The 26,149-nt window shown below is 44.8% G+C and carries 20 protein-coding genes; 4 read left to right on the top strand and 16 right to left on the bottom strand.

What is annotated here, in order from left to right:
• Window positions 1–537: 537 nt before the first annotated feature.
• Both M917_RS03815 and ybeY read left to right on the top strand, forming a co-directional pair.
• A complete protein-coding gene (locus M917_RS03815) occupies window positions 538–1,626 on the top strand; it encodes a PhoH family protein (protein ID WP_040641870.1) in 1,089 nt (362 codons plus the stop codon).
• Window positions 1,627–1,765: 139 nt separating this feature from the next.
• Window positions 1,766–2,371, top strand: coding sequence for an rRNA maturation RNase YbeY (gene ybeY / locus M917_RS03810; RefSeq protein ID WP_021813447.1), 606 nt, complete (start codon window positions 1,766–1,768; stop codon window positions 2,369–2,371).
• A gap of 43 nt (window positions 2,372–2,414) precedes the next feature.
• On the opposite strand, the gene M917_RS03805 is transcribed toward ybeY, so the two are convergent.
• Window positions 2,415–3,290 carry a mechanosensitive ion channel family protein gene (locus M917_RS03805; RefSeq protein WP_021813446.1) on the bottom strand — a complete coding sequence of 292 codons (876 nt, stop codon included), beginning with the start codon at window positions 3,288–3,290 and terminating at the stop codon, window positions 2,415–2,417.
• Between the two features lie 84 nt (window positions 3,291–3,374).
• Window positions 3,375–4,262: an energy transducer TonB gene (locus tag M917_RS03800; RefSeq protein ID WP_021813445.1), complete on the bottom strand. Its 888-nt coding sequence runs from the start codon at window positions 4,260–4,262 to the stop codon at window positions 3,375–3,377.
• 662 nt (window positions 4,263–4,924) lie between these two features.
• Here M917_RS03800 and M917_RS03795 point away from each other — a divergent pair.
• A complete protein-coding gene (locus M917_RS03795) occupies window positions 4,925–5,716 on the top strand; it encodes a hypothetical protein (RefSeq protein WP_021813444.1) in 792 nt (263 codons plus the stop codon).
• 111 nt (window positions 5,717–5,827) lie between these two features.
• Here the strand turns inward: M917_RS03795 and M917_RS03790 are convergent, their stop codons facing one another.
• The 14 genes from M917_RS03790 to ndhC all read right to left on the bottom strand — a co-directional run bounded on the left by M917_RS03790 (window position 5,828) and on the right by ndhC (window position 23,323).
• Window positions 5,828–6,670 (bottom strand): ferredoxin--NADP reductase, encoded by an 843-nt coding sequence (locus M917_RS03790; protein WP_021813443.1) that lies wholly within the window; start codon window positions 6,668–6,670, stop codon window positions 5,828–5,830.
• Window positions 6,671–6,986: 316 nt separating this feature from the next.
• Complete coding sequence (gene nuoN, locus M917_RS03785) at window positions 6,987–8,465, bottom strand: NADH-quinone oxidoreductase subunit NuoN (protein WP_021813442.1); 1,479 nt, start codon at window positions 8,463–8,465, stop codon at window positions 6,987–6,989.
• A 3-nt stretch (window positions 8,466–8,468) separates the two neighbouring features.
• Entirely contained in the window at window positions 8,469–10,094 is a 1,626-nt protein-coding gene (gene nuoM, locus M917_RS03780; RefSeq protein ID WP_021813441.1) for an NADH-quinone oxidoreductase subunit M, read from the bottom strand.
• Between the two features lies 1 nt (window position 10,095).
• Window positions 10,096–11,970, bottom strand: a complete 1,875-nt coding sequence (gene nuoL / locus M917_RS03775; RefSeq protein ID WP_021813440.1) for an NADH-quinone oxidoreductase subunit L — start codon at window positions 11,968–11,970, stop codon at window positions 10,096–10,098.
• A 4-nt stretch (window positions 11,971–11,974) separates the two neighbouring features.
• Window positions 11,975–12,283 carry an NADH-quinone oxidoreductase subunit NuoK gene (nuoK, locus tag M917_RS03770; protein ID WP_040641932.1) on the bottom strand — a complete coding sequence of 103 codons (309 nt, stop codon included), beginning with the start codon at window positions 12,281–12,283 and terminating at the stop codon, window positions 11,975–11,977.
• A 98-nt stretch (window positions 12,284–12,381) separates the two neighbouring features.
• Window positions 12,382–13,113: an NADH-quinone oxidoreductase subunit J gene (gene nuoJ / locus M917_RS03765; protein WP_021813438.1), complete on the bottom strand. Its 732-nt coding sequence runs from the start codon at window positions 13,111–13,113 to the stop codon at window positions 12,382–12,384.
• Window positions 13,110–13,658 (bottom strand): NADH-quinone oxidoreductase subunit NuoI, encoded by a 549-nt coding sequence (gene nuoI / locus M917_RS03760; protein ID WP_021813437.1) that lies wholly within the window; start codon window positions 13,656–13,658, stop codon window positions 13,110–13,112. The genes nuoJ and nuoI overlap by 4 nt, the downstream gene beginning before the upstream one ends.
• 68 nt (window positions 13,659–13,726) lie before the next feature.
• A complete protein-coding gene (gene nuoH / locus M917_RS03755; protein WP_040641931.1) occupies window positions 13,727–14,719 on the bottom strand; it encodes an NADH-quinone oxidoreductase subunit NuoH in 993 nt (330 codons plus the stop codon).
• A gap of 52 nt (window positions 14,720–14,771) precedes the next feature.
• Window positions 14,772–17,864 (bottom strand): NADH-quinone oxidoreductase subunit NuoG, encoded by a 3,093-nt coding sequence (gene nuoG / locus M917_RS03750; protein WP_021813435.1) that lies wholly within the window; start codon window positions 17,862–17,864, stop codon window positions 14,772–14,774.
• Window positions 17,865–17,874: 10 nt separating this feature from the next.
• A complete protein-coding gene (nuoF, locus tag M917_RS03745; RefSeq protein WP_021813434.1) occupies window positions 17,875–19,299 on the bottom strand; it encodes an NADH-quinone oxidoreductase subunit NuoF in 1,425 nt (474 codons plus the stop codon).
• Entirely contained in the window at window positions 19,296–19,805 is a 510-nt protein-coding gene (nuoE, locus tag M917_RS03740; protein ID WP_021813433.1) for an NADH-quinone oxidoreductase subunit NuoE, read from the bottom strand. The genes nuoF and nuoE overlap by 4 nt, the downstream gene beginning before the upstream one ends.
• Window positions 19,806–19,948: 143 nt before the next feature.
• Window positions 19,949–21,724, bottom strand: coding sequence for an NADH-quinone oxidoreductase subunit C/D (gene nuoC, locus M917_RS03735; RefSeq protein WP_021813432.1), 1,776 nt, complete (start codon window positions 21,722–21,724; stop codon window positions 19,949–19,951).
• A gap of 132 nt (window positions 21,725–21,856) precedes the next feature.
• Window positions 21,857–22,525 (bottom strand): NuoB/complex I 20 kDa subunit family protein, encoded by a 669-nt coding sequence (locus M917_RS03730; protein ID WP_021813431.1) that lies wholly within the window; start codon window positions 22,523–22,525, stop codon window positions 21,857–21,859.
• 174 nt (window positions 22,526–22,699) lie between these two features.
• A complete protein-coding gene (gene ndhC, locus M917_RS03725; RefSeq protein WP_021813430.1) occupies window positions 22,700–23,323 on the bottom strand; it encodes an NADH-quinone oxidoreductase subunit A in 624 nt (207 codons plus the stop codon).
• A 786-nt stretch (window positions 23,324–24,109) separates the two neighbouring features.
• Between ndhC and M917_RS03720 the strand changes: the two genes are divergently transcribed.
• Window positions 24,110–26,143 carry a UvrD-helicase domain-containing protein gene (locus M917_RS03720; RefSeq protein WP_021813428.1) on the top strand — a complete coding sequence of 678 codons (2,034 nt, stop codon included), beginning with the start codon at window positions 24,110–24,112 and terminating at the stop codon, window positions 26,141–26,143.
• The last annotated feature ends 6 nt before the right edge of the window (window positions 26,144–26,149 follow it).

The following is a 26,149-nucleotide window of genomic DNA, read 5'->3' as shown; positions in this document are numbered from 1 at the left end:
AAATCATAAATTCATAGAGAAACGAAAGTTGCCATGACGACAAAAGTGTAGTGAGTTCAGCATAAAAACGAGTCTGCGGGACTGGAATGCTTATCTTTAAACGAGAAGTTTCGCAGCATCGAGCTGCGAAGGCACAGCAAGCCAGAAAAATTTATTGCAGTTCAGCATTGAAATATAATGGTTCTGTTTTATTTAAAATCGACTATATTCAATGGGGTGTAAAGGTTATAAATATTAAAAAGCAGTTGTAGCCGTTGCAATCGTCATACAAAAACAGCGACATCTATCAGATGTAATGCTTGAAATTTAAAATCTATCTACCATAATAAAGGCAAGATGCTGATTTGAAAAACTTCGCTTGTTCGAATCCCTAAAACCAACAATAATTTGACCGTCATTCTTATCACTACCATGTTATCTCTACGTTTTAACACCGATATAAACCTATTAACCACTTACCGTTCAAGCCCGCAGCTTCATCAAAACTAAATCATAACAGCGGGCACACAACACAAGGATAATCGCTTGACTGATTCCATGAGCCGCCGTATAAAGTTTGAATCATTGACGCCAGCACAGCTCAAAACCGTGTTGGGTGAATACAACAATCACATGAAATATATCCAAGAACGCCTCGATATCAAAATCATTCAGCGCCAAGGGGATTTTTGTCTCAGTGGCGATGTGACAGGTGTCGAGCGCGGTGAACGTATCATATATAAGCTGGTAGATGAAGCACAAAACACCAAAGACATCAGCGCCGAAGAGCTACACCTTATCATCCAATCAAGCATCTCTCGCGATGAAGATATGGAAGCCGATGAGCAAAATGCGGCAAGTGTAGAAGATGAAAACGACTTAGAGGCTGCCGAATTTACGCCCATTAGCTTACGCACACGCAAAGGTCGCATCGTTCCACGCGGTGGCAATCAACAACGTTATGTACATAATGTCCTTAGCTCTGACGTCTCATTTGGTATTGGTCCTGCAGGTACTGGCAAAACCTATCTAGCAGTCGCGTGTGCCGTGGATATGCTTGAGCGCAATGAGATTGAGCGTATCTTATTAGTACGCCCAGCAGTAGAAGCGGGTGAAAAACTGGGCTTCTTACCGGGTGATTTAACGCAAAAAATCGATCCCTACTTGCGTCCATTATACGATGCGTTATATGAGATGATCGGCGTTGAAAAAGTGGGCAAGTTGATTGAAAAACAAGTCATCGAAGTCGCACCGCTTGCCTACATGCGCGGCCGCACCTTAAACAACTCCTTTGTCATTCTAGATGAAGCGCAAAATACCACGCCTGAACAGATGAAAATGTTTTTAACCCGTTTGGGTTTTGGCTCACGCGCCGTCATCACAGGTGACATCACACAGGTCGATTTGCCTCGTGGTCACAAATCAGGTTTGGCACAAGCCATGGAAATCTTAAAAGATATCGAAGAGATTCATATCACTAAGTTTGACTCAAAAGACGTGGTACGCCATCAGTTGGTACAACAGATCGTTGAAGCTTATGACATCTTTGATAGTGAGCAATTGATACTAGAAGAAAAACGCAAGTTTGAGCGTATCAAAGAGCAAGAACGCAGGCAAGTGATCGCTAACGCGACTGCTAAATTATAAACTGGCAAAATTAATGTGCCAATTTTAAAATAAGAAAACCGGATTACTGACTCGTAGTCCGGTTTTTTACTGCTGATCTTTTTTAGATTTAATCTAAAAAAAGCAATTAAAATATTTGAGACGATAAAAGGATAATGGCATGAGTCAGTCTAACAATGGCAACCACAATGCAGACGATGAGATCACAAGCAACAACACAAGTCTAGCCGCACTCGATATCAATGCGATTGATAGTATCGGCGATAAGACACTCGATACGTTTTATCATCATGACACCTTATTGCCTATCATGATAGCGACGTTAGATTATATAAATGAGCGCATCAATGATGGGCTAACGCTGCCCTACTTCATCGATATAGACCCTGAGCGCTGGCAGGAAAAGTTTAAAGCTCTAGATATATATGTTACGGATGCTATTGAAGGGCGCGCTTTGAATTTGGACGCTCGTGATAAAGATTATGCGACCAATATTTTGTCTTATCCAAGCGACTTACCTACTGCAATCATTGAGCTAATGCCCGTATTACCACTCGGTGAGCTCGTTATCTGCCATGAAGTCGTGGCGACCGAGGCTAAAGAGCAAAACAAAACCGTGACGCAGCATATTAGCCATTTATTGATACATGGCGTGCTGCATCTGCTCGGTTTTGATCATGAGCTTGGCCAAGCCGAACAAGATGAGATGGAACGTTTTGAAATCGAGATTTTGGCAAGTCTAAACCTGCCCAATCCTTATATTTAAAGCCTATTAACCAAGCAGTTTTGATTGATCAGTCCTTGATTGACTAGTCCTTGGTCATGGGTAGTTTTTGTGATTGACCCATTTGATTAATCATCTGATCCAAGCCTTTTACATGGACACTACGCTGCGGGAATGGAATCTCAATTTTTTCGTCATCCAACGCGTGCTTAAATTGCTCTAGCAAATCACACTGCATCGTCCACCAGTCGGCATTGGTTGTCCAGACATTTAAGGTCAAATCCACAGAATTATCACCCAGACTGGTCACACGCACAATTGGCGCAGGGTCGGTAAAAGCCATCGTGTTATTTTTTGCCAAGCTCAGCATAACGTTTTTGGCGGTTTTGATGTCGGCATCGTAGCCAATACCAACCGTGATATCGACGCGGCGATTGGGCAACGCTGTATAATTGGTGACAGGTGAGGTCGTGATATCGCTATTTGGAATGATAATATCGTGATTGTTTATCGTCGTTAGATGGGTATTAACCAAAGTGATTTCCGTCACCGTACCCGTGTAGCTGCTAATTTGCACATAATCACCCCGTACAAATGGGCGAAAAGTCACAATCATAATACCAGCAGCAAAGTTAGACAGCTGATCTTTCAGTGACAAACCAATGGCCACTGCTGCGCCGCCTAATATCGCGACGACTGACGTGGTCTGTACGCCAACTTTGCTCAAAGCTGCCAAGGCAACCACGACCAACAAAACGCCATATAACAGACGGCCCAAAAAGCTAGCAACGGTGTCATCTAAGCGCCCGCGCACCATAACCTTATGGGCAACGCTCACCGCCTTTTTGGCCAGCCAAAGCCCAATGACGAATATTAATATCGCCAACAAAACTTTCATGGCTAAGCTTAACGCATTATTGGTTAGGGTGGCGACATCTACGGTAAAACCTAAAAATTCCATACTGACTCTTTATTCTATAAATGTAAGGATAAATTCATATTGATGAACGTTAATGTTCATTTCTTTAGCAATAAAAATCAACCATTAATAAGTGACATCGACTTTGTCGCTATAACGATAAGTACGTATCAAACGCAACTCGACAATATCTTTCATATCCTCAGTAAACTCACCAAAAGGTGCCGCTTGGCGTACGGACTGCTTGGCCGCTTCATCTAATATCGTCGAATTTGAGCTTTCTAGCAGTCGAATGGCTTTGATGTTACCATTATTACTAATGATGACCATCAGGCGCACATCACCAGTGATGCCTTGGGCTCGCGCTTGTACTGGATAGTGCAGATTGCCAACGCGCTCAACATGCTCGCGGAAAGTATTGATATAATCAGCGGCCGCACCGCGCGTTGTCGAGTTGCTGTCAATCGTCACGACTTTAGACTTGGTTGCATAGACTTGCTGACGTTGAGAGAGCTGTGCTTCTAACGTTGCGATCTGTTTACGTAGCCGCTCTTCTTGTGCCATGATGTCATCTTGAGCTTGTTTGCTGTCATTATCAGACTCGACCGTCGCCTGACGCCAGCTTAACGTGGTTCGCAGGTAGCTTTCTTGATAGCGCTGCTGACGAACTTGGCGCTGCAAATTAATGACATCTTGCGTCTCACTCATTTGTTCAGCAGACAAAGGACTGGTCTGATCGGTCTCTTGCCTCAACGTCTCATGTATCGTGCCACCGCCTTCTTGTGAGGCATTGGCAATAAAATGCGCGTCTTCATTCGGCTTCATATTATCTGTGAGCGCTTTTGCAACATCTTGCATCATGGCAGCGGGGTCTTTGCCCATCGAAAAGCTGATACCAAAAATAATCAGCACATGTATTGCAACGGCTATGACAATAGCGACAGGCAAGCCAAAGTCACGTTTAGGGGCTTGTGCAGAAAAGTGATAGCTTTGCGAGTCTTTGATATAGGCCACAATAGGTCTCAGATTGATGAGTATAAATTAAGTAAAAAGTAAGCGTTATCATATAGTCGATACCAAATAAAATGGATACACAACATTATAATACGAGACTGGGATAAGTTTTTCTTGCTTGCTGTGCCTTCGCAGACAGAGGCTACAAAAAATTTATCCCCGTCTCGCTGACTCTCTTTTATGACAACCTGACTATAGTAAAGCATGAGATGCGTGCCAGTGCTATCATAACATGACAGAGAATTGGGCTGCTAGCATAACCATTGATGACTCATGCTAACCAACTCATGCAATATTTTTAACCTTCGGTTCATTTATTGAAAAAATGAACAGTCAAAAATGTTATAAAACGTACGTAGCTATATTAATTTTGTTTTTTAACGTCAGTTATCAAATGAGTTGACACAAAGTGCTTATACTTAAAGCGTCTATACTTGTAATAGTTGTGTTCATAGTACTTAGGTTTATAGTACTTGGGTTTATAGTACTTACGTTTCTAATGCCTGTGTTTACTTTGAAGCTCTCGTATTTGATATATACTGTTTTATAGTAGGGCCTGTTGAATGTTCAAAACGCCCTAGTATTAACAAATATAAACGGATAATAAGCCTTGTTTAGGCGATCTAGTCAATGACGACCCTATCATCATAAGGATAATAAGTTTGAGTGATTTTGATAATTTGAATAATAATGTGAATAGTTCAGAAAACTTTGATGAGTTTTTTGAAAATATGGGCTATCGTTTTGATGAGTCATTTAGCGATGGTTGGGAGCGGCTCACGCAGTCTATCAAACAGATATACAACAAAACTGCCGATAAGTTTGAAGACGAACTTGCGCTACCCGTTGCCCAAAAGTACGTCAATGATGCATTGCAAAAGTTCGTGACTGATAATGTAAAAGCCATTTTAGAGTTACGCGTTGAGATGCATGACGGCTGGTTTCGTCTATACTGTACGGTCGATGCCAGTGGTATTTATGCTGAAGTGGCCAGTAATTTTAGTTTGGTTCATGTACAGCTTGATCGCAATGTCCAACGCTTTGTCTTCGGTCAACAAACTTATACCGATGTGCTAAACCTACGCTGTGAGTCTTTTCTTAAACGCCAAGGCATCAAGCTGTTCATCTGGTTCTACCACAGCGTCCTTAAAAAAGACCCTTTAGGGTTTATTTTGTCTTATATCAATATTGCTCGCGCAAAAGATGAAGTCATTTATCTCGATATCAATCGCTGGCTTAAGAGTAATAATAAAATTATCAGTACCTTGCATAAGGTTCAAGTGAACTATGGCGAACTTGAAGAAGAACAGCTTATCTTAAAGGCGCAAATCAATTATCGGGATTTGTTATCAGCAAATAGCAACGAAGACATCATTAACGATGATGATGAGCCTGAGCTGATGCAAGGTCCTATCAATCCGATAGACGATGCGACTGAACCAAGCCAAGTGTAAAACACACTAACTTTAGCCTCATATAAAAAAGCGGTATCCAAAAAACAATTGTCTTTTGGATACCGCGTTTTTTTCAAAAAATTCTGCTGTAGACTCACATCAATAAAATAACTACCAATAATTTTCTACCGCAATATTGCCTTCACCGCGTCGATTCATCACCAGTCCCAGCGTTTTTAACGTCTCTTTTGTGTCTTCTACCATATCTGGATTGCCACATAGCATGACATGGGTGCTATCGATATCTAACGCCATTCCTATTCGCTCTTGTAATGTGCCCTCTAGCAGTAGCTTTGGCAGACGTTCTGTCAATGCGCCTTCAACAGGCTCGCGAGTTACAATTGGAATAAAGATTAATGTCGCTGGATTGTCTACTAATGCACCAAAATCTTCCTGTAGGCTTTCGATTTTCTCTATATAAGCCAGCTCTTCTAGCGAACGTGCACTATAAGCCAATACAATGGTTTCGTAATCTTCCCATGTTTTTAGGTCTTGGAGCATCGATAAAAATGGCGCAAGACCTGTTCCTGTCGCGAGTAACCATAAGTCTTTGGGCAATGGTTTTTGATAACGCGCCAACGTCAAAAACCCAAACGGCATCGTGTTGAGCAGCAGCTCATCACCTACTTGCAAGTGCTGCAACTGCGAGGTAAATGCACCATCAGGGATGACGATAGAGAAAAACTCTAACACCTCATCAAAGGGTGAGGAAACGATGGAATAAGCGCGAAAGATGTCTTCATTCAGTGCGCTATTAAGACTGTCATCAATGGCTTCATTAGACATTGCGCTTTGCTGCTTATAATGCAGTAGCTGACTGGGATTGACGCCCAGACGGACAAATTGCCCTGCCGTAAACTTAAAGCTATCGGGGCGACTGACGGTAAAGCTAAACAGATTTGGCGTCCATGTGGTTTTACTGAGCACCGTTACCTTTTGAATATTGTCACTCATGATGATTATTCACTCACTTATTATTTATATAGTCAAAGCATTTATAAATGGGTACGGTGTTAACCTCGCTTGCTGTACAACGGTACTATCTGCACTCGGTTGCCTTGTGCCCACTTTAAACTGCCTCAACTATATTCGTACTTAATTTTTTAAATAATACAAACGAAAAGATGCGCCAAGCTTATCACAAAGCTGGCGCATCTTGGTTTTCTGACAGTAATAATAGAACAATAACCACATATAAGCAGCAGCAAATTATCTCGTGTCTTTTATGACAAAACTACCAAGCATGACAGTCCTACCAAATATCACAACCTTACCAAATACGAGCCAGACTTGCGAACTCAATCATACTGTTTGGCAAGACACCGAAGAAGACAATAATTACGGTCACGGCAATAACCATGATACCGCCGGTACGAATGCCCCATTGCTTAGAAACATCAAACTCAATAAATTGCTTAGGACGTTTGAAAAGCGTGAGCATAACGCGCAGGTAATAGAATAAGCCAATCGCACTACCCAAAATAATCATCGCCGCCAAGAACCAATTGGTACCTTGTACCGCAGCCAATATGGCAAATAGCTTAGTGATAAAGCCTGCTGTCAACGGAATACCCGCCAATGACAACATCATGATAGTCATGACAGCGGTCAATACCGGACGACGCCAAAACAGCCCCTGATAATGAGTCAGCTCATCCGCTTCCCCAGACAAGCGATACGGACTAGACATCAAGGTCACCACACCAAAAGCACCAATAGACGTAAAGGCATAAATTGCCATGTACATACTAGAGATACTGTCCGCTGCTGTACCGATGCTGACGATAACGATCAACACATAACCCATGTGGGCAATCGAAGAGTAACCGAGTAGACGTTTGAGACTCGTTTGACGTACTGCCAACAAGTTACCCACCAAAATCGATAAGGTCGCAATCACCATCAATAACATCTGTACCGATGGTAATGCCAATAAAGACGTATCAATCAAGAAGCGAACCGCCAGCGCCATCATAGCCACTTTTGATACCGATGCTAAAAATGTGGCAATGGGTGCTGGTGCACCTTCGTAAACATCGGGTGTCCACATATGAAAAGGCGCAGCAGACAATTTAAAGGCAATACCGAACATCATCATCGCCGCCCCAAGTATCAACAGTGGCGATTCAAAAAGGTTGCCCAATACCATGCTGATAGGTTTGAACGCAAGCGAGCCTACTTCTGCATAAATAAAAGCCATGCCCATGAGCAAAGTTGCCGAGGCGGTCGCAGACAATACCAAGTATTTTAGCCCCGACTCAAGCGAGCGGTTGCGCATATAAGTATAAGATAACAGACCGTATAACGGCACTGATAGCATCTCTAAACTCATAAAGAACGATGCCATATGCTGAGCACTTACCATTAGCAGCGCGCCAATGGTCGATAACAACATGAGCAAATACAGCTCATCTTTATTGTCTTTTAAGTTCATCAAGTATGCATAAGAGAGCGTACAGCAAGCCAATGCACAGATGAAAATAACCACCATATTGAACTGAGCAAAATTATCAATAACAAATAGTTGCTCAGCATTTGGCGCGATAGCCCCACTCTCGATGACACCAGCCATCTGCCCAATTAAAGTAAACAGGCCAATATTTAAACCGACGACCGTGACCGTACCAGTAACTATATGTGAGCGTTTAACTGCGATAGCAATCATGACGACCAATACCGTAATAACGACGGTAATAATTGGCGCATAAGGCAGCAACCCCATCAAATCATTCATCGTAATCTCATTCATGACTTAACGTGCCTCCATTGCATCAAGCAGTTGTGACGCATCTACTTGTGTCACTTGACTGTATACATACGCATTGTTAATCCACTGCATCGCATGACTTGACGTATCCAAAAACGGCTGTGGATATAATCCAAGCCATACCAACCCCGCTGCTAGCATCAATAACAACGATAGCTCACGTTTGCCCAAATCTTTTAATTTACGCGGTGGCAAACCATGTGATTTGGTTTCTCGCTCTGCTAATGCTGCGATATTGTTTTCACCAAATAAGGCGCGATGAATCAGAATAAGTGAGTATAAACCGGCGAGTACCAAACTAAATGTGGCAAATACCACAAATACTGGATACTGCGCAAAGGCACCAAACAAAATCATAAACTCGCCAATGAAATTACCTGTGCCTGGGATACCCAGTAAAGCAGCACAGAAGAACATCAATATCGGCGCATAATAGCGAAACTGTCCCCACATGCCGCCCATCAAGGTCAAATCGCGTGTGTGTAGGCGCTCATACAACTGACCTGCCATGATAAACAATGCCGCCGAGCTTAAGCCATGTGCAAGCATCTGAATCATGAGACCTTGTAAACTGAGTAGCGTACCAGCATAAATGGCCAACACCACAAAACCCATATGCGAGATACTGGTATAAGCAAGCAAACGCTTCATATCCGTCTGCATAAAGGCCAGCCATGCTCCATAGAAGATCCCAATCGTCCCTAAAGTCATGGCAATGGGTGCAAAATCTTGTGACGCTGCTGGAAACAATGGCAAGACAAACCGAATCAAACCATAAGCGGCCGTTTTAATTAGCACACCTGCCAAATCCACCGAACCTGCCGTTGGTGCCTGTGCGTGCGCATCTGGCAACCAACCATGAAAAGGAATAATCGGCAACTTAACGGCAAAACCAATAAAGAAGCACAGCATAACTGGATATTCCCAGCCGCCAAGTGACGTACCGAGCAAGTCATTATAGTTAAAGCTCACCACGCCTTTTTGTGCGTAGCTAATAATGACCAATATCAATATACCAACGAGCATGATTAGCCCAGACGCTTGGGTATAAATAAAGAATTTGGTTGCCGCATATTCTTTGGTCTTACCAACGACATCATGACCCCAAATAGCGATCAAGAAGTAGATAGGAACCAGCATCATCTCCCAAAAGAAGAAGAACAAGAACATATCAATGGCTAAGAAAACGCCAATAACGCCGCCTAAGCTCCATAGCAAGTTCAAATGGAAGAAGCCAACACGGCGCTGGATCTCATTCCACGAACAAGCCACCGCAGCAACGCCAAGCAGTCCTGTCAACGCCACCATCATCAGCGACAACCCATCTAACGCCAAATGGAAACTGATACCAAAGCTTGGTATCCACGGCACACTGAATTCAGCGACCCAAGGCACTGCCGCGTCTGGCGCAATGACTTGCTGACTCATACCACTAAAATCACCGTAGTGCCACAATACTAGTGACAATACAAAAGTCAACGTCATACCGATTAAGGCAATCCAGCGCGGCAGACGTTTATTAAACCGCTCGACCAACCAACACAGCAACCCTGCAATAAAAGGTATCGCAATCAATGCTGGTAGCATCCACGTTTGTTGTAACTCAATCATCTTATACCACCGTCATCATTACCAGCACGAGCAATACAGCCATGCCCAAGCCAAAGCTTGCAGCATAACCTCGAAGTGACCCTGTTTGCGTCGCAGACAATACCTTATTACCTGCTGAAGCCAGCTTAGGTAATACATACCACGTTTTATCAATAGGGTCGGCTTTAAACAAGCGGCCGATGAACAAAAAGGGTTTTACAAAAATCACATCATATAGCGCATCGAAGCCTAAGCCGTGATAGCACCAGTGATACAGTGCCCCGCCAATGCGTGTGCGCTTAAAGCTCGTGAGCATACGACCTTTATTCACCACATATAGTAGCGCCGCGATTATCAAACCAGCCAGCATCGCACCCATCGCAATATACTCTGCTGTATGCTTAGCATGGTCTTGACCCGCCACTTCTAATAAATGTCCAACACTCTCTGGCAACACACCTTGTAATGGCGGTGTGATCCATGCGCCGACAGCAGTAGATAATACGAGAAGCACTGTCAGTGGCAACCAATACGACACTCCTGATAACTTGTGCGCGTGCGTTTTTTCTTCACCAAAAAAGATAATCCAAATCATACGGAAGGTATAAAGCGCGGTTAAGAACGCACCGAACACACCCATATAGAACAGCACCATGTGACCCGTGGCATACGTCTCCCAAAGAATCGCTTCTTTAGAATAAAAGCCAACCGTAACCCAAGGTATTGCAGCCAGTGCACCACCACCGACGATATAGCACCAAAATACTAACGGTATCTTTTTGCGCAAACCGCCCATCTTAAAGATGTTTTGCTCATGATGTACGGCAAGGATGACAGCACCTGATGACAAGAACAATAAAGCTTTAAAGAAAGCATGCGTCATCAAATGGAAGATCGCCCCTTGCCATGCACCGACACCAAGTGCTAAGAACATATAGCCAATCTGACTCATGGTTGAATACGCAAGGATACGTTTAATATCCGTTTGTGCCAAGGCACAGAAGCCGGCGACGACTAGCGTCAATGCACCGACGCCGCCTACCCAATACAATAAGATACCAGGAGTCAGCTCAAACAAAGGATGTAGACGGGCGATCAAATAAACGCCTGCCGTCACCATCGTTGCAGCGTGAATTAGTGCAGAAACTGGCGTTGGGCCTGCCATCGCATCGGCAAGCCACGTATGTAATGGCAGTTGGGCTGATTTACCCATTGCGCCGCCCACCAACATCATGGTGGTCAACATCATGATCGGATTATTGATATCGAACACTTCTGGCGCCCGAGTAATAATTTCTTGGATATTAAGCGTGCCAAATTCGCGGAATAATAAAAACAAACCAAAGGCCAAAAACACATCACCCACACGCGTAACGGTAAAAGCCTTCATCGCGGCAAGACCGTTGGCTCGGTCATGATAATAATAACCAATCAGTAAGTACGAACAGATACCCACGCCTTCCCAACCAAGATAAAGCAAAAACAAGTTATCTGCCAATACCAGCAATAGCATACTAGCAACGAACAAGTTCATATAACTAAAGAAGCGGGCAAACCCAGTGTCGCCTTTCATATACCAAGCGGCAAACAGATGGATCAAAAAGCCAATACCCGTAATGACCCCAGTCATAGTCAATGCCAAGCCATCAAAGCTCAGTCCAAAGTTCGGCGCAAAATCCCCAACTTGAAACCATGTCCATAGTGGCATTTGTACCACTGTGCCTGCTGGATTGGTGGTCAAAAAGGTGTAGCTGACCACCAGCGTGCATAATGCTGATAGCAGCATGCTGCCGACACCGACAATCGCTGCCACCTGTTCTGTTAATTTGTCACGCATAAAGGCTAAAATCAAAAAGCCAACGAGCGGGAATATAAAGGTTAATGGTAATAAACTCATGACATCATCCTTTCATCTCATTGGCGCTATCGACATCGAGATGCCCACGCTTATGATAAAACCGCAATAATATTGCCAAACCAATGGCCGCCTCTGCTGCTGCTAACGTCAAAATAAAGATAAACATAATCTGTCCATCAGGATCAACCCAGCGGCTACCTGCCACAACAAATGCCAATGCTGCCGCGTTCATCATGATCTCAAGGCTCATTAGCATAAATAAGAAGTTACGTCGTACCATGACGCCGCATAGACCAATAGCAAATAAAATACCTGCCAAAATTAGTCCATGACTCATCGGTATCATACCCAATACATTTTGCGCCTCAGCAACAGGCTGTACTAAGCCTGCTACCTCATGGGCAAACGGCACATTTGACACATCTTGTGCCACGCTCGCTGCTAGTACCATCAGTCTAACTCCTTGGGCGTGACTTTGTTCACACCTACTTGACTACCTACCTTCATACCTACATAGTCATGTGGGTCAACATCTTTATATTCGTAAGGTTCAGCCATTTTTACAGCATCGTATTCTGTATGAGTACTCTCATTTTCATATTCTCTGATACTACCCACGCTTGGCTGAAAGTTTTGACTGTCATTACCGACAATCTCATCATCGATCGCTTCTTTACCCAAATGATAAGCCGCAACCAAAGCCGCCAGTAGTAGTAAAGCCGCCACTTGTATGAGCATAACGTACTTGGTAAACAATACCGTACCGACGGTTTTGGCTGAAACTGTTGTGCCGCCAATCATAGCTGCTTCGTCGTGATTGAGCCCAATCATTGCATACAGCACTACGGCAATAATAAGTGTCAATCCAGTCGGTATTGCCCACGTACCGGCATCGAGCCAACGCTCTTCGCGCTCATCATTGCTCATGCCTAAGTTCAGCATCATAATGACAAAGACAAACAGCACCATAATAGCGCCCGCGTAAACAACAATTTCGAGCGCTCCTGCAAATGGCGCGCCCAACACAAAAAATATACCAGCGATCGCCAGTAATGACACAATCATCGATAAAATCGCGTGAACTGGATTGGCTTGCGTCACCACGCGTAAACTGGCAAATATTGCCACGGCAGCGAGTGAATAAAACCCTGCCAATTCAGGATGGTTCAAGATATTCATCATGGCAGCAAGCTCCGTAGATCAATAGGCGCCGCTTCATTTTGAGCGGCCCCTTTTGGTTTGTCCGCTACCGCCATACCCGTCACACGGTAATAATTATAATCAGGATATTTGCCTGGTCCTGAAATGAGCAAGTGCTCTTTTTCATAGACCAAATCTTGGCGCTTATATTCACCCAGCTCAAAGTCTGGTGTCATCTGAATGGCGGTCGTTGGGCAAGCTTCTTCGCACAATCCACAAAAGATACAGCGCGAAAAATTGATCCGAAAAAATTCTGGATACCAGCGGCCATCGTCACGCTCCGCTTTTTGCAAGGAGATACAGCCGACCGGACAGGCCACCGCACACAAATTACAAGCGACACAGCGCTCGTCCCCATCAGGGTCACGCGTGAGGACAATACGTCCACGAAAACGCGGCGGTACAGGAACCGGCTCTTCAGGATAAAGAATGGTGTCACGCGGTCTGAGCGCATGACTATTGACCATCCACATGCTGCGGACAATGGTAAATATACCAATGACGGTCTTTTTTATGGTAGTAAACATGGGATTATTATCCTTATCAGCTTTACCCTAGTTCATCAATGATGACTAGTAATGGCTACTAGTGATGACTACAACGTTGGAGAAAAGATCAAAATGACCGCAGCAGTAACCAATAAATTAATCAGCGTTACTGGCAGGCAAACTTTCCAGCCAAAATTCATCACCTGATCATAGCGCGGACGCATGAGTGAGCCTCGAGCCAAAACAAACATGGTCATGAAGAACAGCGTCTTAATCATGAACCAAAAAGCTGGTGGAATAAATGGAATATCTAGATCAAAAGGTGCAAGCCAGCCTCCAAAGAACAGACACGTCATTAATGCAGAAATCAAGACGACGTTGACATATTCACCAATGAAGAACATACCGAATTTCATGCCAGAATATTCAACGTGATACCCTTCCGCCAGCTCTTGCTCTGCTTCTGGTTGGTCAAATGGATGTCTGTGCGTCACCGCCACACCAGCTACCACGAAGGTTAAAAACCCAAAAAACTGTGGAATGATATACCAGCCATCCACTTGCGACTCAACGATGGCTCGCAAGTTAAATGAGCCTGTTAAGGCGACCACACCCATCAATGACAAGCCCAAAAAGACTTCATAACTGATCGTTTGTGCCGCTGAACGTAAGCCACCCAATAACGAAAACTTATTGGCAGATGCCCAACCGCCAAACATCACGGCATAGACAGCAATACCTGCCATCGCAAAGAAGAACAGAATACCAATGTCCCAATCAGCCACACCAAGTGTTGGTGAAATAGGAATAATGGCAAATGAGGCTAAGGCAGTAAACATGGCAACCGCAGGCGCCAAGGTAAACATAAATTTATCGGTAAAATTCGGTGTCCAATCTTCTTTAAAGAAGATTTTCAGCATGTCAGCAACCAGCTGCAATGAACCAAACGGCCCTACACGGTTTGGACCGTAACGGTCTTGCCATAATGCTAGCATGCGGCGCTCATAGATGATCATCATCGCAGCAACCAGTACCACGACTAAAAAGATAACCAATGATTGGCTCACCAAAAACAGAATGGACCAAGCATCAAAGCTCATGCTACCGGCCAAAAAGCTTGGCACATCAGGGATAATACGGGTAACTTGCATATTACACCTCCTGTGTGGTGGTCGGCGCTGTGTTCATTTGCGCGGCATTATTATTCATCATATCGTCAGCCATACTACCCATCATCATAAGTGGCGCATCCACTTTACGTGCCGACGCTGGCATTGATGGGTGAATGATACTCACCTGCCCAACTGGATAACCTATACAGCCTTCTGCTAAATAGCCAACAATCTGTATTGGCAAGATGATTTGTTGCTTATCGATTTCAATCGCCAAGTAATCACCCGCAGCGACATTCCAGTTTTTAGCATCATCAATACCAATACGCCATGCCGCAATTGGTAATTGCTCAGCAACAATTGGACTACGCGAGGCCATCATCGAGCTGGCATAGATATTATAGATTGGCACCAGTTTGGCTTGTCCTTTCTGCATGTCAGTCGTGCTCGAAGCCGTTGCTTCTGGTGCGACATACTGACGAGTGGCCAAACGCTCTAACCCATCAAACAAACGCACACCCGGATCACCATTTTTCAGATGACCGCCGACTTTGTCTTGATATTTGTTCCATGCTTGTGGTGAGTTCCAACCTGCCGCATTAGCAAAAGGAATCATCGAGCTTGGCGTTTCTTTGCCGCTATAGCCTTCCATTGAGAAAGTTAAACCTGTATCTAAGTCTTTTGGCTGCATTGGTTCATGGACTGAAATCGGTGCACGCATGGCGGTACGGCCTGAATAGCGACGCGGTTGACGCGCAATTTTAAGACCCGTAATACGGTAATCAGCGTCAGGTGCAGCGCCTTTGATACCGGCAAGCTTAGGATGCGTCACTATTAAAGCATTAATCACATCATCTAACTGTGTCCAATCGACATCACGACCTTCAATGCTACTATGCACCGCATGCAACCAGCGCCAGCCTTCTTTGATGCTGCTCATAGGATGATAGTAGTTATTGTCATAAACTTGGAAGAAACGCTGCGCCCGACCTTCCGCCGATATCAGGGTACCATCAGCTTCTGCAAAGCTTGCGGCTGGCAATACGATGTCGACGTCTTTATGCCAATCAAGCAATTGATGGTCTAGTGCAATGATCGTTTTATCGGTCAATAGCTGCTTTAATTTATTGGCATCAATCGCATCTGTCAGCTGGTTTTCTGCAACGATGACGACATCAAAGTCAGTGGCCAGTAGCTCTTCAACGGATTGACCACCAAGCATACAAACCCCGATACTATTGGCGTCAGGAACCGTTAAATAAATACCCGCTTGCGCATGATAGCTGTCGTTTACTTCTTTTAATTCAAGCTTATTAGCAGGCTCGCGCTCAACATCATCTTGCGCGTCTTTATCCGTACCTGTGTCTGATTTCTCTGGTTTGGCCGACAACTCTTGATCTTCATCAGGCTGATGAGTTTGTGCTTGTTGTTCTGCCGCACGAACCTTTTCATTATGAATGTCAATTTGATGTTGCTCTGTCGCCTTAATAACAGCCCGCTTTTGTGTTAATGCTTGGGTAATTTGTGCAGCTGCCTCTATTAATGCGATAGACGATAAACCTGTACCTGATATTACCAACGGTTTATCCGCTTGCAGCAAGTCATAAGCGATTTGCTGAGCCAGCGCTTGCATGCCGTCAGTATCAGCATTAGCATTAATATTGTCATCTGCATTTTGTTGCGCAGTGGCTTTTGGATGAGTGATTTCTGATAAGTCATCCGCAAAATTGGCAATCTCAGAAGCCACTTTAAAACCAAGTTTGGTAATATCTTCAGGCGTCGCGACCACGCTGACCTTACTGATGTCTTCTAGCTTCGTTTGGGTCACATCAATGACATATACTGGACTTAACGCATCTTGAGCAATACGTTTGACTGGTTCAGCAAGCCAAGGTTGCGTCTGTAACGCGGCTGCCATTTTCAGACCTTCGTTTTTTGCTGCTTGGCGTACTGACAACGCAACGCGCGATGAGGTTTGAGTAATGTCTTCACCCAAAACCAACACAGCATCATAACTTTCGATATCAGTCATGCTAGGGTTATAAATGCCCTCAGTACTGAGCACTTCGATACATTTATTGACCAGTGCTTGCTGCTGATAATTCAGACCCGTTGAAAACTTATCGTAGCCGACTAGATTTTTTAATGCGAAGTTGGTCTCAAGGCTTGCACGTGGTGAGCCAATACCGATAACTTTTTTGCCTTTGATACGTTTGATGGTTTCATCTAGAGCATAGTCGATGTTAATTTTGACATGCTTATCATTGATACGTTCCAGTGCTTGGGTTGGACGATCGTCACGATTGACATAGCCATAACCAAAGCGACCGCGATCACATAAGAAGTAGCGGTTTACTTCACCGTTATAGCGGTTTTCGATACGGCGCAATTCACCATAACGCTCACCCGGTGAGATGTTACAGCCAGCCGAGCAGCCATGACAGATGCTTGGCGCATACTGCATGTCCCATTTGCGGTTGTAGCGCTCAGAATGCGTCTTATCCGTAAAGACACCCGTTGGGCAAACTTCGGTCAAGTTACCTGAGAACTCACTTTCGAACTGACCATCTTTATCACGGCCAAAATAAACACGATTGTTTGAGCCATACACGCCCAAATCTTCGCCGCCTGCATAGTCTTTATAAAAACGCACACAGCGATAGCACGCGATACAACGGTTCATCTCATGGGCAATAAATGGCCCAAGCTCTTGGTTGTGATGGGTACGTTTGGTAAAGCGATAACGACGACGGCTATGACCTGACATGTAAGTCATGTCTTGCAAATGACAGTGACCGCCCTCTTCACAAGTTGGGCAGTCATGCGGATGGTTGGTCATGAGTAGCTCAACCATCGACTTGCGGAAGGCTTTGGCTTCATCGTCAGTGACAGAGATATACATGTCATCGCCAGGGGCGACCATACATGACATCACTAGACGACCGCGACCTGCTTTCATGTCATCGGCGTTTTGGTATTGCTTGACCGCGCACTGGCGACACGAGCCGACTGAGCCGAGGGCTGGGTGATAGCAAAAATAGGGCACATCAATGCCAAGTGATAAGCAGGCTTGTAACAAGTTATCTGTGCTATCTACTTCGACAGTGGTTCCATCAATATGTATGACTGCCATGCCGCTCTCCTTATTTCACTACTGGCTGTTGATTGGCTGCAGCATCAATGATATCTACCCCAACCGCCTGCACGATTTTTTGATCAAACTCAGGACGGAAATATTTAATCGCACTCATTAGTGGTTCCATCGCACCCGGAGCATGAGCACAGAATGTTTTACCAATCCATAAGTCACGCGTGAGACCCTCTAATTTTTCCACATCGCCGATTTGCCCTTCACCATCGTTAATCGCGGTGAGTAATTTAACACCCCACGGCAGACCATCACGGCACGGCGTACACCAACCACAAGATTCGCGCTGAAAGAAAATCTCAAGATTGCGTAACAGTGGCACCATGTCTTGTGCCTCATCGACCACCATGATTAGCCCTGTACCCATACGGCTACCTGCTTCTTGGATGGTATCAAAATCCACGACCACGTCTAAATGGTCGGCGGTCAAAAAGTCGGTTGATGCGCCGCCCGGTAGCCATGCTTTTAACTTTTTGCCATCTTTCATGCCGCCCGCTAAATCCTCAATAATCTCGCGCGCGGTATAGCCAAATGGCAGCTCCCATAGACCGGGGTCATTGACCAAACCTGAGCAACCAAACAGCTTGGTGCCGGGTGTTTTGCTTTTGCCTTTGATATTAGACAATGACTGATACCACTCCACACCATGATTTAGGATGGCTGGCATGTTGCACAAGGTCTCAACGTTGTTGACAACCGTTGGTCTGCCCCAAGCACCAGAAATCTGTGGAAATGGCGGCTTGGTACGCGGATTAGCGCGGCGACCTTCTAGGCAGTTAATTAGGGCTGTCTCTTCACCGCAGATATAGCGCCCTGCACCAGTATGGACATGCAAATTAAAGCTAAAATTTGAGCCTAAAATATTGTCGCCCATGAGATTATTAGCCAAACACTCTTCAATGGCAGTGACCAAGCGCTCAGCGGCCAAGATATACTCACCGCGAATAAAGATATACCCGTCAGTTGCACCAATCGCATGAGCAGTAATGAGCATACCTTCAATCAATTGAAACGGCAGACGTTCCATCAACAGACGGTCTTTAAACGTACCCGGCTCCATTTCATCAGCATTACAAATGAGATAACGAGGTAAACCATCCGGCGGTGACATAAATGTCCACTTCAAACCAGCATTAAAACCTGCACCGCCGCGACCTCTAACATTGGCAGCTTTAATCATGTCACCAACTTCTTTAGGTGATTTATCCAATGCTTGTCGTAAACCCGTAAACCCTTTTAAAGACTCATAAGTTGCCAAATCAAGCACAGCATCGTGATGTGCCAAACGCCACGTCAAAGGCTTGGTTTCGCTCGTGGCTGTGGCTTTATCACCATAAATTGGAACACGCTGTGCACTCAGCTGGCTTGGCGCTTGACCTTGACTGCGACGAGCAATCTGCTCTGAAATCGTTAAACTCATGAGTATAGCTCCAATAATTGCGCGACTTCGGAGGGCTGAACAGGACCATAAGTGTCTTCGTCAATCAGCACCGCAGGACCTTTGTCACAGTTGCCCAAGCAACAAATCGGCAATAGCGTAAAACGACCATCTGTCGTCGTTTGTCCATACTCAATGCCTAATTGCGATCTGATTTCAGCCGATAGCGCCTCATAACCTGTCAAATAACACGCCACAGAATCACAGATGAGAATCACGTGACGACCGACAGGCTGACGGTAAATACGGTTGAAGAAGGTGGCGACGCCATCCATGTCTGACATCGGAATATCGAGGATATTGGCAATGGCATTGACTTGTGCATCATCGACCCAGCCGTTGCGTTTTTGCACAATTTTTAGCGCATCGAGCGAGGCGGCACGCGCCTGTGGGTAATGATGCATAAATTCATGAATCGCGGCGATTTCCTCAGTGGTGAGGATACTTGCCACATCTACTTTTGGCATTTTGTCGGAAACAATTTTCATAATCTTCTATCTTTCCTCACTCATCACGCTCTATTACATTATGACGTCAGTCGTGCGACGACTGTCGTCACATTGAAATATGAAAGCATTTTGGTGTGCGATTTAGCAGTAATATATTGATTAACGTCTCTTTTTAAAAAACTCTAACGGTCACAATCCGCCATCACAATATCAATCGACGCCAGATACATAATGGCATCAGAAACCAGTGAGCCATTGATGACGGATGGCATCTGCTGCAAATGCGCAAATGTCGGTGTACGAATACGGGTGCGATAGCTCATCGTGGCTTTATCTGAGGTAATGTAATAACTATTCAGACCTTTGGTCGCTTCTACAATCGTCGTGCATTCACCCGCTGGCATCACAGGACCCCACGACACGGAGATAAAGTGGTTAATAAGCGTCTCGATATCGTTCAACGTACGGTCTTTCGGCGGTGGTACGGCTAATGGATGATCCGCTTTGTAAGGGCCTTGTGGCATGTTATCCATGCACTGACGAATGATACGTAAAGACTGACGCATCTCTTCGACTTTCACCATACAACGATCATAAGCATCACCGTTATAACCAACTGGCACTTCAAAATCGTAATTCTCATAGCCCATGTATGGACGTGCTTTACGTAGATCAAAATCCACGCCTGTGGCACGTAAACCTGCACCCGTCACGCCCCAAGCCAATGCTTGCTTGGCATTGTACTGCGCCACACCTTGGGTACGACCTTTGAGCACACTGTTTTGTAGCGCCGCTTTGACATATTCGTCCAAGCGTTTTGGCATCCAGTCTAAAAACTCGCGAACCAAACGCTGCCATCCACGTGGTAGATCAGCAGCCGTACCGCCGATACGGAACCATGCTGGATGCATACGGTAACCTGTCACCGCCTCAATCACGTCATAGGCTTTTTGGCGATCAGTAAACATATAAAACACAGGGGTCATACCGCCCGCATCCTGAATAAAGGTACCGACAAACAGCAGGTTATTGGTAATACGGAAAAACTCGCTCATCATCACGCGGATGGTTTCAGCACGAGGCGGAATGGTAATGCCTGCTAGCTTTTCGACCGACATGATGTACGGCAGCTCATTCATCACACCGCCAAGATAATCAATACGGTCGGTATAAGGAATAAATGAGTGCCATGTTTGACGCTCAGCCATTTTTTCTGCACCGCGGTGGTGATAGCCGATATCAGGGATACAATCCACGACTTCTTCGCCATCAAGCTGTAACACCAAACGGAATGCACCGTGAGCAGAGGGATGGTTAGGACCAATGTTCAAGAACATAAAGTCTTCATCACGACCTGAGCGTTTCATGCCCCACTCTTCTGGGACAAAACGTAGGTTCTCTTGCTCGTATTGTTGCTTAGCTGTGTTCAAGAAGTACGGGGTAAATTCAGTCGCACGTGCGTGATATTCTTTACGCAGTGGATGACCTTCCCAGTATTTTGGCAGTAAGATACGCGTTAAATGCGGATGACCTGTAAAGACAATACCAAACATGTCCCACACTTCACGCTCGTACCAGTTGGCATTTGGCCAAATCTGGGTGGCGCTTGGCACATTGAGATCGTCTTCACTCAGCGCGACTTTAATGCGTACATCACTATTACGCTCAAGCGACATCAGATGATAAAACACTGTAAAATCGCTGTCAGGCAACCCTTGGCGATGCTGACGCAGACGCTCATCTATCGCTGACAAATCAAACAGCATGACGTAAGGCTTAGGCAGTTTGCGCAAGAATAAGAGAATGTCTAACAAATCAGCACGCGCCACCCAAACCGTTGGAATCTCATCCACAGTGTGCTGCACGACAAATTTACCAGCATATTTTTGCTCCAGCTCAGTGATGACTGCTGGAACAGGCTTGATATTAGGATCTGTGTTTTCGACTACCGTGACCATGAATGATGCATTCCTTCATTAATCATAACTAAACTATGTCAACCATAACTGAGCTATGTTAATCATAACCGAACTATGATGAGCGCATAAAATGTTGAGGTTATTGCTGTGAATCTAAATGCTGTCTAATATTTAAATACTATCTGGGCTACGCAAGTTTTTGACAGCGATACGATCTGCCTGCTTACGGTCACGCTCAGGCGTCATTTGCGGCTGATAGATGCCCTGCTCATTGACATGAATACCCAGTGGACGGCGCTCTTTAGTAATAGATTCTTGTAGCAACATCAAACCCTGAATCAACGCTTCTGGACGTGGCGGACAGCCTGGCACATACACATCGACAGGGATAATTTTGTCCACGCCTTGTACGACAGAGTAAATATCATACATACCGCCCGAGTTGGCACAGGCCCCCATCGAGATGACCCATTTTGGCTCAAGCATTTGCTCGTAGAGACGCTGGATAACGGGCGCCATTTTCACAAAACACGTACCAGCGACAATCATGACATCCGCCTGACGCGGCGAGGCACGAATAACCTCTGCCCCAAAGCGTGACAAATCGTGAACCGCCGTTAAGGTGGTGGCGTATTCGACATAACAGCAAGACGTACCAAAGTTAAATGGCCATAGTGAGTGCTTGCGCCCCCAATTTGCTGTCGAGTGAACGAGGTCTTCGAGGCGACCCATAAAGACGTTTTTATTGACTTCGTCTTCGATAGGATCATTGACCGTTTGACTGGTCTGTGCAGGATAGGTATCTGCATCAGGGTTGGCTTTTGTTAATGTGTATTTCATAACATACAACCTTTATATTAGGTGTAGCGTGGCAATCATCTTGCCGTCACTATTGCCTTAACTTCTATTATTAATAAATGCTCATTCATATAAATTTAAATATGATTGCGTCATCATATTTCTTAGCAGTCTCTGTAAGCTCGAAAAAGCCAAAACAAAAGCCATCAAAATCAATTAGCGCCCAGCATTATCTTTCCGTGCAGACGAACTGAAATCCACAGAAGTAACATTACCCGTGGTATTAATATGATCGATATTTTGTAGATGACGACGATTGGTCTCAATGTTGTTTGAGACGTTGATTTGACCGGAGGACTGCGCGGGAACCTTGCCCGTTGGATCAACCATCAGCTCGTGAGCACCATCAAACTTGGTGATATCAGCCAAATTGAAACCAGCTGGCGCTGCATGTAGACGGGCTTTTTTGCGACGTTTGTCAGCAGGTGCCCAGTTCATCGCACCAAGGCTAAGCTCATATATCAAACCAATGATTAAAATAGTAATAAATACGGCGGCAGCAGCAAAACCAAGCCAGCCAGCTTCACGTACTGAAACGGCATACGCATAAAGATAGAGGGCTTCTAAATCAAAAATCACAAAGAAAATCGCCACCAAATAAAATTTGGCAGACAAACGAATACGGGCGTTGCCAGATCCGACAACACCCGCTTCAAATATTTCTTCTTTTTGTGAGCCTTGAGAACGACCGCCAAGCAAACGCGGCACGACCAGCATAAAGACAACTAGCCCAATGGCGGCTAAGATAAAAGCAACTGCTGACCAATTAAAAGCAGACATGATAATACGTGCTCCTCACCCAATCGAGTGTTAAGCCCAGCGCAAATATTGACCTGTTTTAAGGCCGTCTAGCGATAGGCATAACGCAGACGAAAACACAAAGCGACTGTCATTGAGCCACTGCATTTACGTTACTATTTTAGGGTCTGTGCTGGTAATAACCAATTATCAAGCTTATTGACGACGATGTCAGACGTGACCAACTGTAGATATTCCGATATGCGTGCGGATAAAAGGCTGGTCGCCTAACGCATCTCCTAACAACGTAAGATCAACGTATTAAATCAATATCATATCCAAGCGTTTACTTAATTGATTTAATAGCTCATTACACGTGGTCAATAATGACGTGACAACTGGCATAAATTATTTACGTACTATACGCTTATCGGTTTTTAAAAGCTAGTTTTTAGCTGTATTGAACGGTCACTTTATCTGCAAAAAAGAGATGTTTTTTTTATCATAAATTATGATATGGACGTTACCTTATATTAACTCCAAATCTGTACTTTTAATCGTCGGCCATTATAGTCAATTTATAAGACCTTAAGCTCTCGTTCAATACGCTTATGTCAGCACTCAACTCCTCACCCAAAGCCACAGTTTTTGCTTTATAATGGCGCATCTAAATCCAATGGCTTATTATAAAACCATAAAATTATAAAACAGCAAATTTGCTTACTTTCAATGAGCCGTTTTCTATTGAAGTAACTCTGCAATATCTATATTAGGGCGTGATGTTATCAGCGCCACTCTCTTTTTTGCTTTTGTCTTACAGGTCACGTTATGAGTCAACTGAATCCCAAACAAACCGAGGCCATGCTCTACGTATCTGGTCCATTACTTGTGCTAGCAGGTGCAGGCTCCGGTAAGACCTCAGTGATTACGCGCAAGATTGCTTATCTTATCGAAGAATGCAACATGCCAGCGGAGCGCATCACAGCGGTGACCTTTACCAATAAAGCCGCGCGCGAAATGAAAGCCCGTGTCAGTAAACTGTTGCCAAGCGAAAAAATGCGCGGGTTAACGGTCTCCACCTTTCACCAATTTGGCTTACAGTTTTTGCGTTACGAGCTGCTTCATACCCCGCTTAAAGGCAATTTCTCCATCATGGACAGCGATGACAGTAAACGCTTGCTGATGGAGTTGATGATGCGCGACAACTTAAGCGGCGCCGAAAGTCGTGAGCTGGTCGGTAAAGCGATAAAAATGATTTCTGACTGGAAAAACGACTTGATCGATCCTGACAAGGCGATGGAAACGTTAGACGATCCCGAAGATATGATTTTTGCCACCCTTTATGCACTATACGAGCGTAACCTACGGGCTTATAATGCGGTCGATTTTGACGACTTGATTGTATTACCCACCAAAATACTGCGTGAAAATAGAGAACTTCGGGACAAATGGCAAAATCGTATTCGTTATTTGCTCGTCGATGAGTATCAAGATACCAACACCGCCCAGTATGAAATGATTAAATATCTGGTCGGGCCACAAGGACGCTTTACCGTCGTTGGTGACGATGACCAATCTATCTATGCGTGGCGCGGGGCAAAGCCTGAAAACATGGCGCTGCTCAAAGAAGATTTCCCTAAACTAAAAATCGTCATGCTTGAGCAAAACTATCGCTCGACCACGCGTATTTTGACCTCTGCCAACGCTGTTATTACCAATAACGAGCATTTATTTGAGAAAAAACTCTGGTCAGACAAAGGTCAAGGCGAAAAAATTCGTATTATTAATTGCCACAATGATGACGATGAGTCTGAGCGCGTCGCCAAAGAAATCGTCACTCATAAACTGCGTTTTGGCAATGAGTGGGAGCAATATGCTGTCCTTTATCGCAGTAACTTTCAGGCGCGTATGTTAGAGGCGCAATTGCGTCAATTGCAAGTGCCTTATAAGTTATCTGGCGGGCAGTCATTTTTTGCGCGTAGTGAAATCAAAGACATCATGGGCTATCTGCGTCTGATTTTGAACCCCGAAGATGACAGCGCGTTTTTGCGTATCATCAATACGCCCAAGCGTGGTATGGGTCCGGCCACATTAGAGAAACTTGGTTTGTTTGCACAAGAACATAGCATATCGCTATTGGCTTCTTGTACTCATGCGGGTTTAACTCATGTACTACCTTCCAAGGCTTATGGCACGATAAAAGAGTTTGGTGAATTTATTGAGCATTATACGCGCGAGTTGGATCAACATCCTGACCCTGTGCCTATCGTGCGGCAGATGATTGATGAGACAGGCTACATTGACTTTGTCCGTAGTGACTCCAAAACCCCGCAACAAGAAAAAAACCGTATCGATAATATTGACATGCTCTATACCAGTATTCAATCTTTGATCAATCGCGCGGAAGAAGACGAAGACCGAACGATTGATACCATCATTCGTAAGCTGGTCTTGCTTGATATGCTGGAGCAGCAGCAAGAAGAAGAAAATACCAATAAAGTCAATCTGATGACGCTGCATGCGGCAAAAGGCTTGGAGTTTGATTACGTTTATATCATGGGATTAGAGGAGGAGATGCTACCGCACCGCAACTCTATCTTGAGCGAAACGGTCGAAGAAGAGCGCCGTTTGATGTATGTAGGTATCACCCGTGCGCGCCGTGAGCTGACATTGACACTGGCGACTCAGCGCCGTGCGGGCGGTCAAATGCGTGTCACCTCAGAATCACGGTTTTTGGACGAGCTACCAGAAGATCATATCGACTGGCCTGCCAAGGCGAAAAAGAAAAAAGCCAGCAAAGACCCTGAAGCGGTCGCTGATGAATATTTGGCCAATATTAGAGCGCTGCTAGGTAAGCGCTAACGTCAG

The organism is Psychrobacter aquaticus CMS 56 (assembly GCF_000471625.1).
Classification (GTDB): Bacteria; Pseudomonadota; Gammaproteobacteria; order Pseudomonadales; family Moraxellaceae; genus Psychrobacter; species Psychrobacter aquaticus.
This window is presented reverse-complemented; position numbering and strand designations above follow the sequence as displayed.

Bases quoted from the DNA above. Each gene is read 5' to 3' on its own strand.
- M917_RS03815 (WP_040641870.1), top strand. From the start codon at position 538: ATGAGCCGCCGTATAAAGTTTGAATCATTGACGCCAGCACAGCTCAAA.
- ybeY (WP_021813447.1), top strand. From the start codon at position 1,766: ATGAGTCAGTCTAACAATGGCAACCACAATGCAGACGATGAGATCACA.
- M917_RS03805 (WP_021813446.1), bottom strand. From the start codon at position 3,290: ATGGAATTTTTAGGTTTTACCGTAGATGTCGCCACCCTAACCAATAAT.
- M917_RS03790 (WP_021813443.1), bottom strand. From the start codon at position 6,670: ATGAGTGACAATATTCAAAAGGTAACGGTGCTCAGTAAAACCACATGG.
- nuoN (WP_021813442.1), bottom strand. From the start codon at position 8,465: ATGAATGAGATTACGATGAATGATTTGATGGGGTTGCTGCCTTATGCG.
- nuoM (WP_021813441.1), bottom strand. From the start codon at position 10,094: ATGATTGAGTTACAACAAACGTGGATGCTACCAGCATTGATTGCGATA.
- nuoL (WP_021813440.1), bottom strand. From the start codon at position 11,970: ATGAGTTTATTACCATTAACCTTTATATTCCCGCTCGTTGGCTTTTTG.
- nuoJ (WP_021813438.1), bottom strand. From the start codon at position 13,113: ATGATGAATATCTTGAACCATCCTGAATTGGCAGGGTTTTATTCACTC.
- nuoI (WP_021813437.1), bottom strand. From the start codon at position 13,658: ATGTTTACTACCATAAAAAAGACCGTCATTGGTATATTTACCATTGTC.
- nuoH (WP_040641931.1), bottom strand. From the start codon at position 14,719: ATGAGCTTTGATGCTTGGTCCATTCTGTTTTTGGTGAGCCAATCATTG.
- nuoG (WP_021813435.1), bottom strand. From the start codon at position 17,864: ATGGCAGTCATACATATTGATGGAACCACTGTCGAAGTAGATAGCACA.
- nuoF (WP_021813434.1), bottom strand. From the start codon at position 19,299: ATGAGTTTAACGATTTCAGAGCAGATTGCTCGTCGCAGTCAAGGTCAA.
- nuoE (WP_021813433.1), bottom strand. From the start codon at position 19,805: ATGAAAATTGTTTCCGACAAAATGCCAAAAGTAGATGTGGCAAGTATC.
- nuoC (WP_021813432.1), bottom strand. From the start codon at position 21,724: ATGGTCACGGTAGTCGAAAACACAGATCCTAATATCAAGCCTGTTCCA.
- M917_RS03730 (WP_021813431.1), bottom strand. From the start codon at position 22,525: ATGAAATACACATTAACAAAAGCCAACCCTGATGCAGATACCTATCCT.
- ndhC (WP_021813430.1), bottom strand. From the start codon at position 23,323: ATGTCTGCTTTTAATTGGTCAGCAGTTGCTTTTATCTTAGCCGCCATT.
- M917_RS03720 (WP_021813428.1), top strand. From the start codon at position 24,110: ATGAGTCAACTGAATCCCAAACAAACCGAGGCCATGCTCTACGTATCT.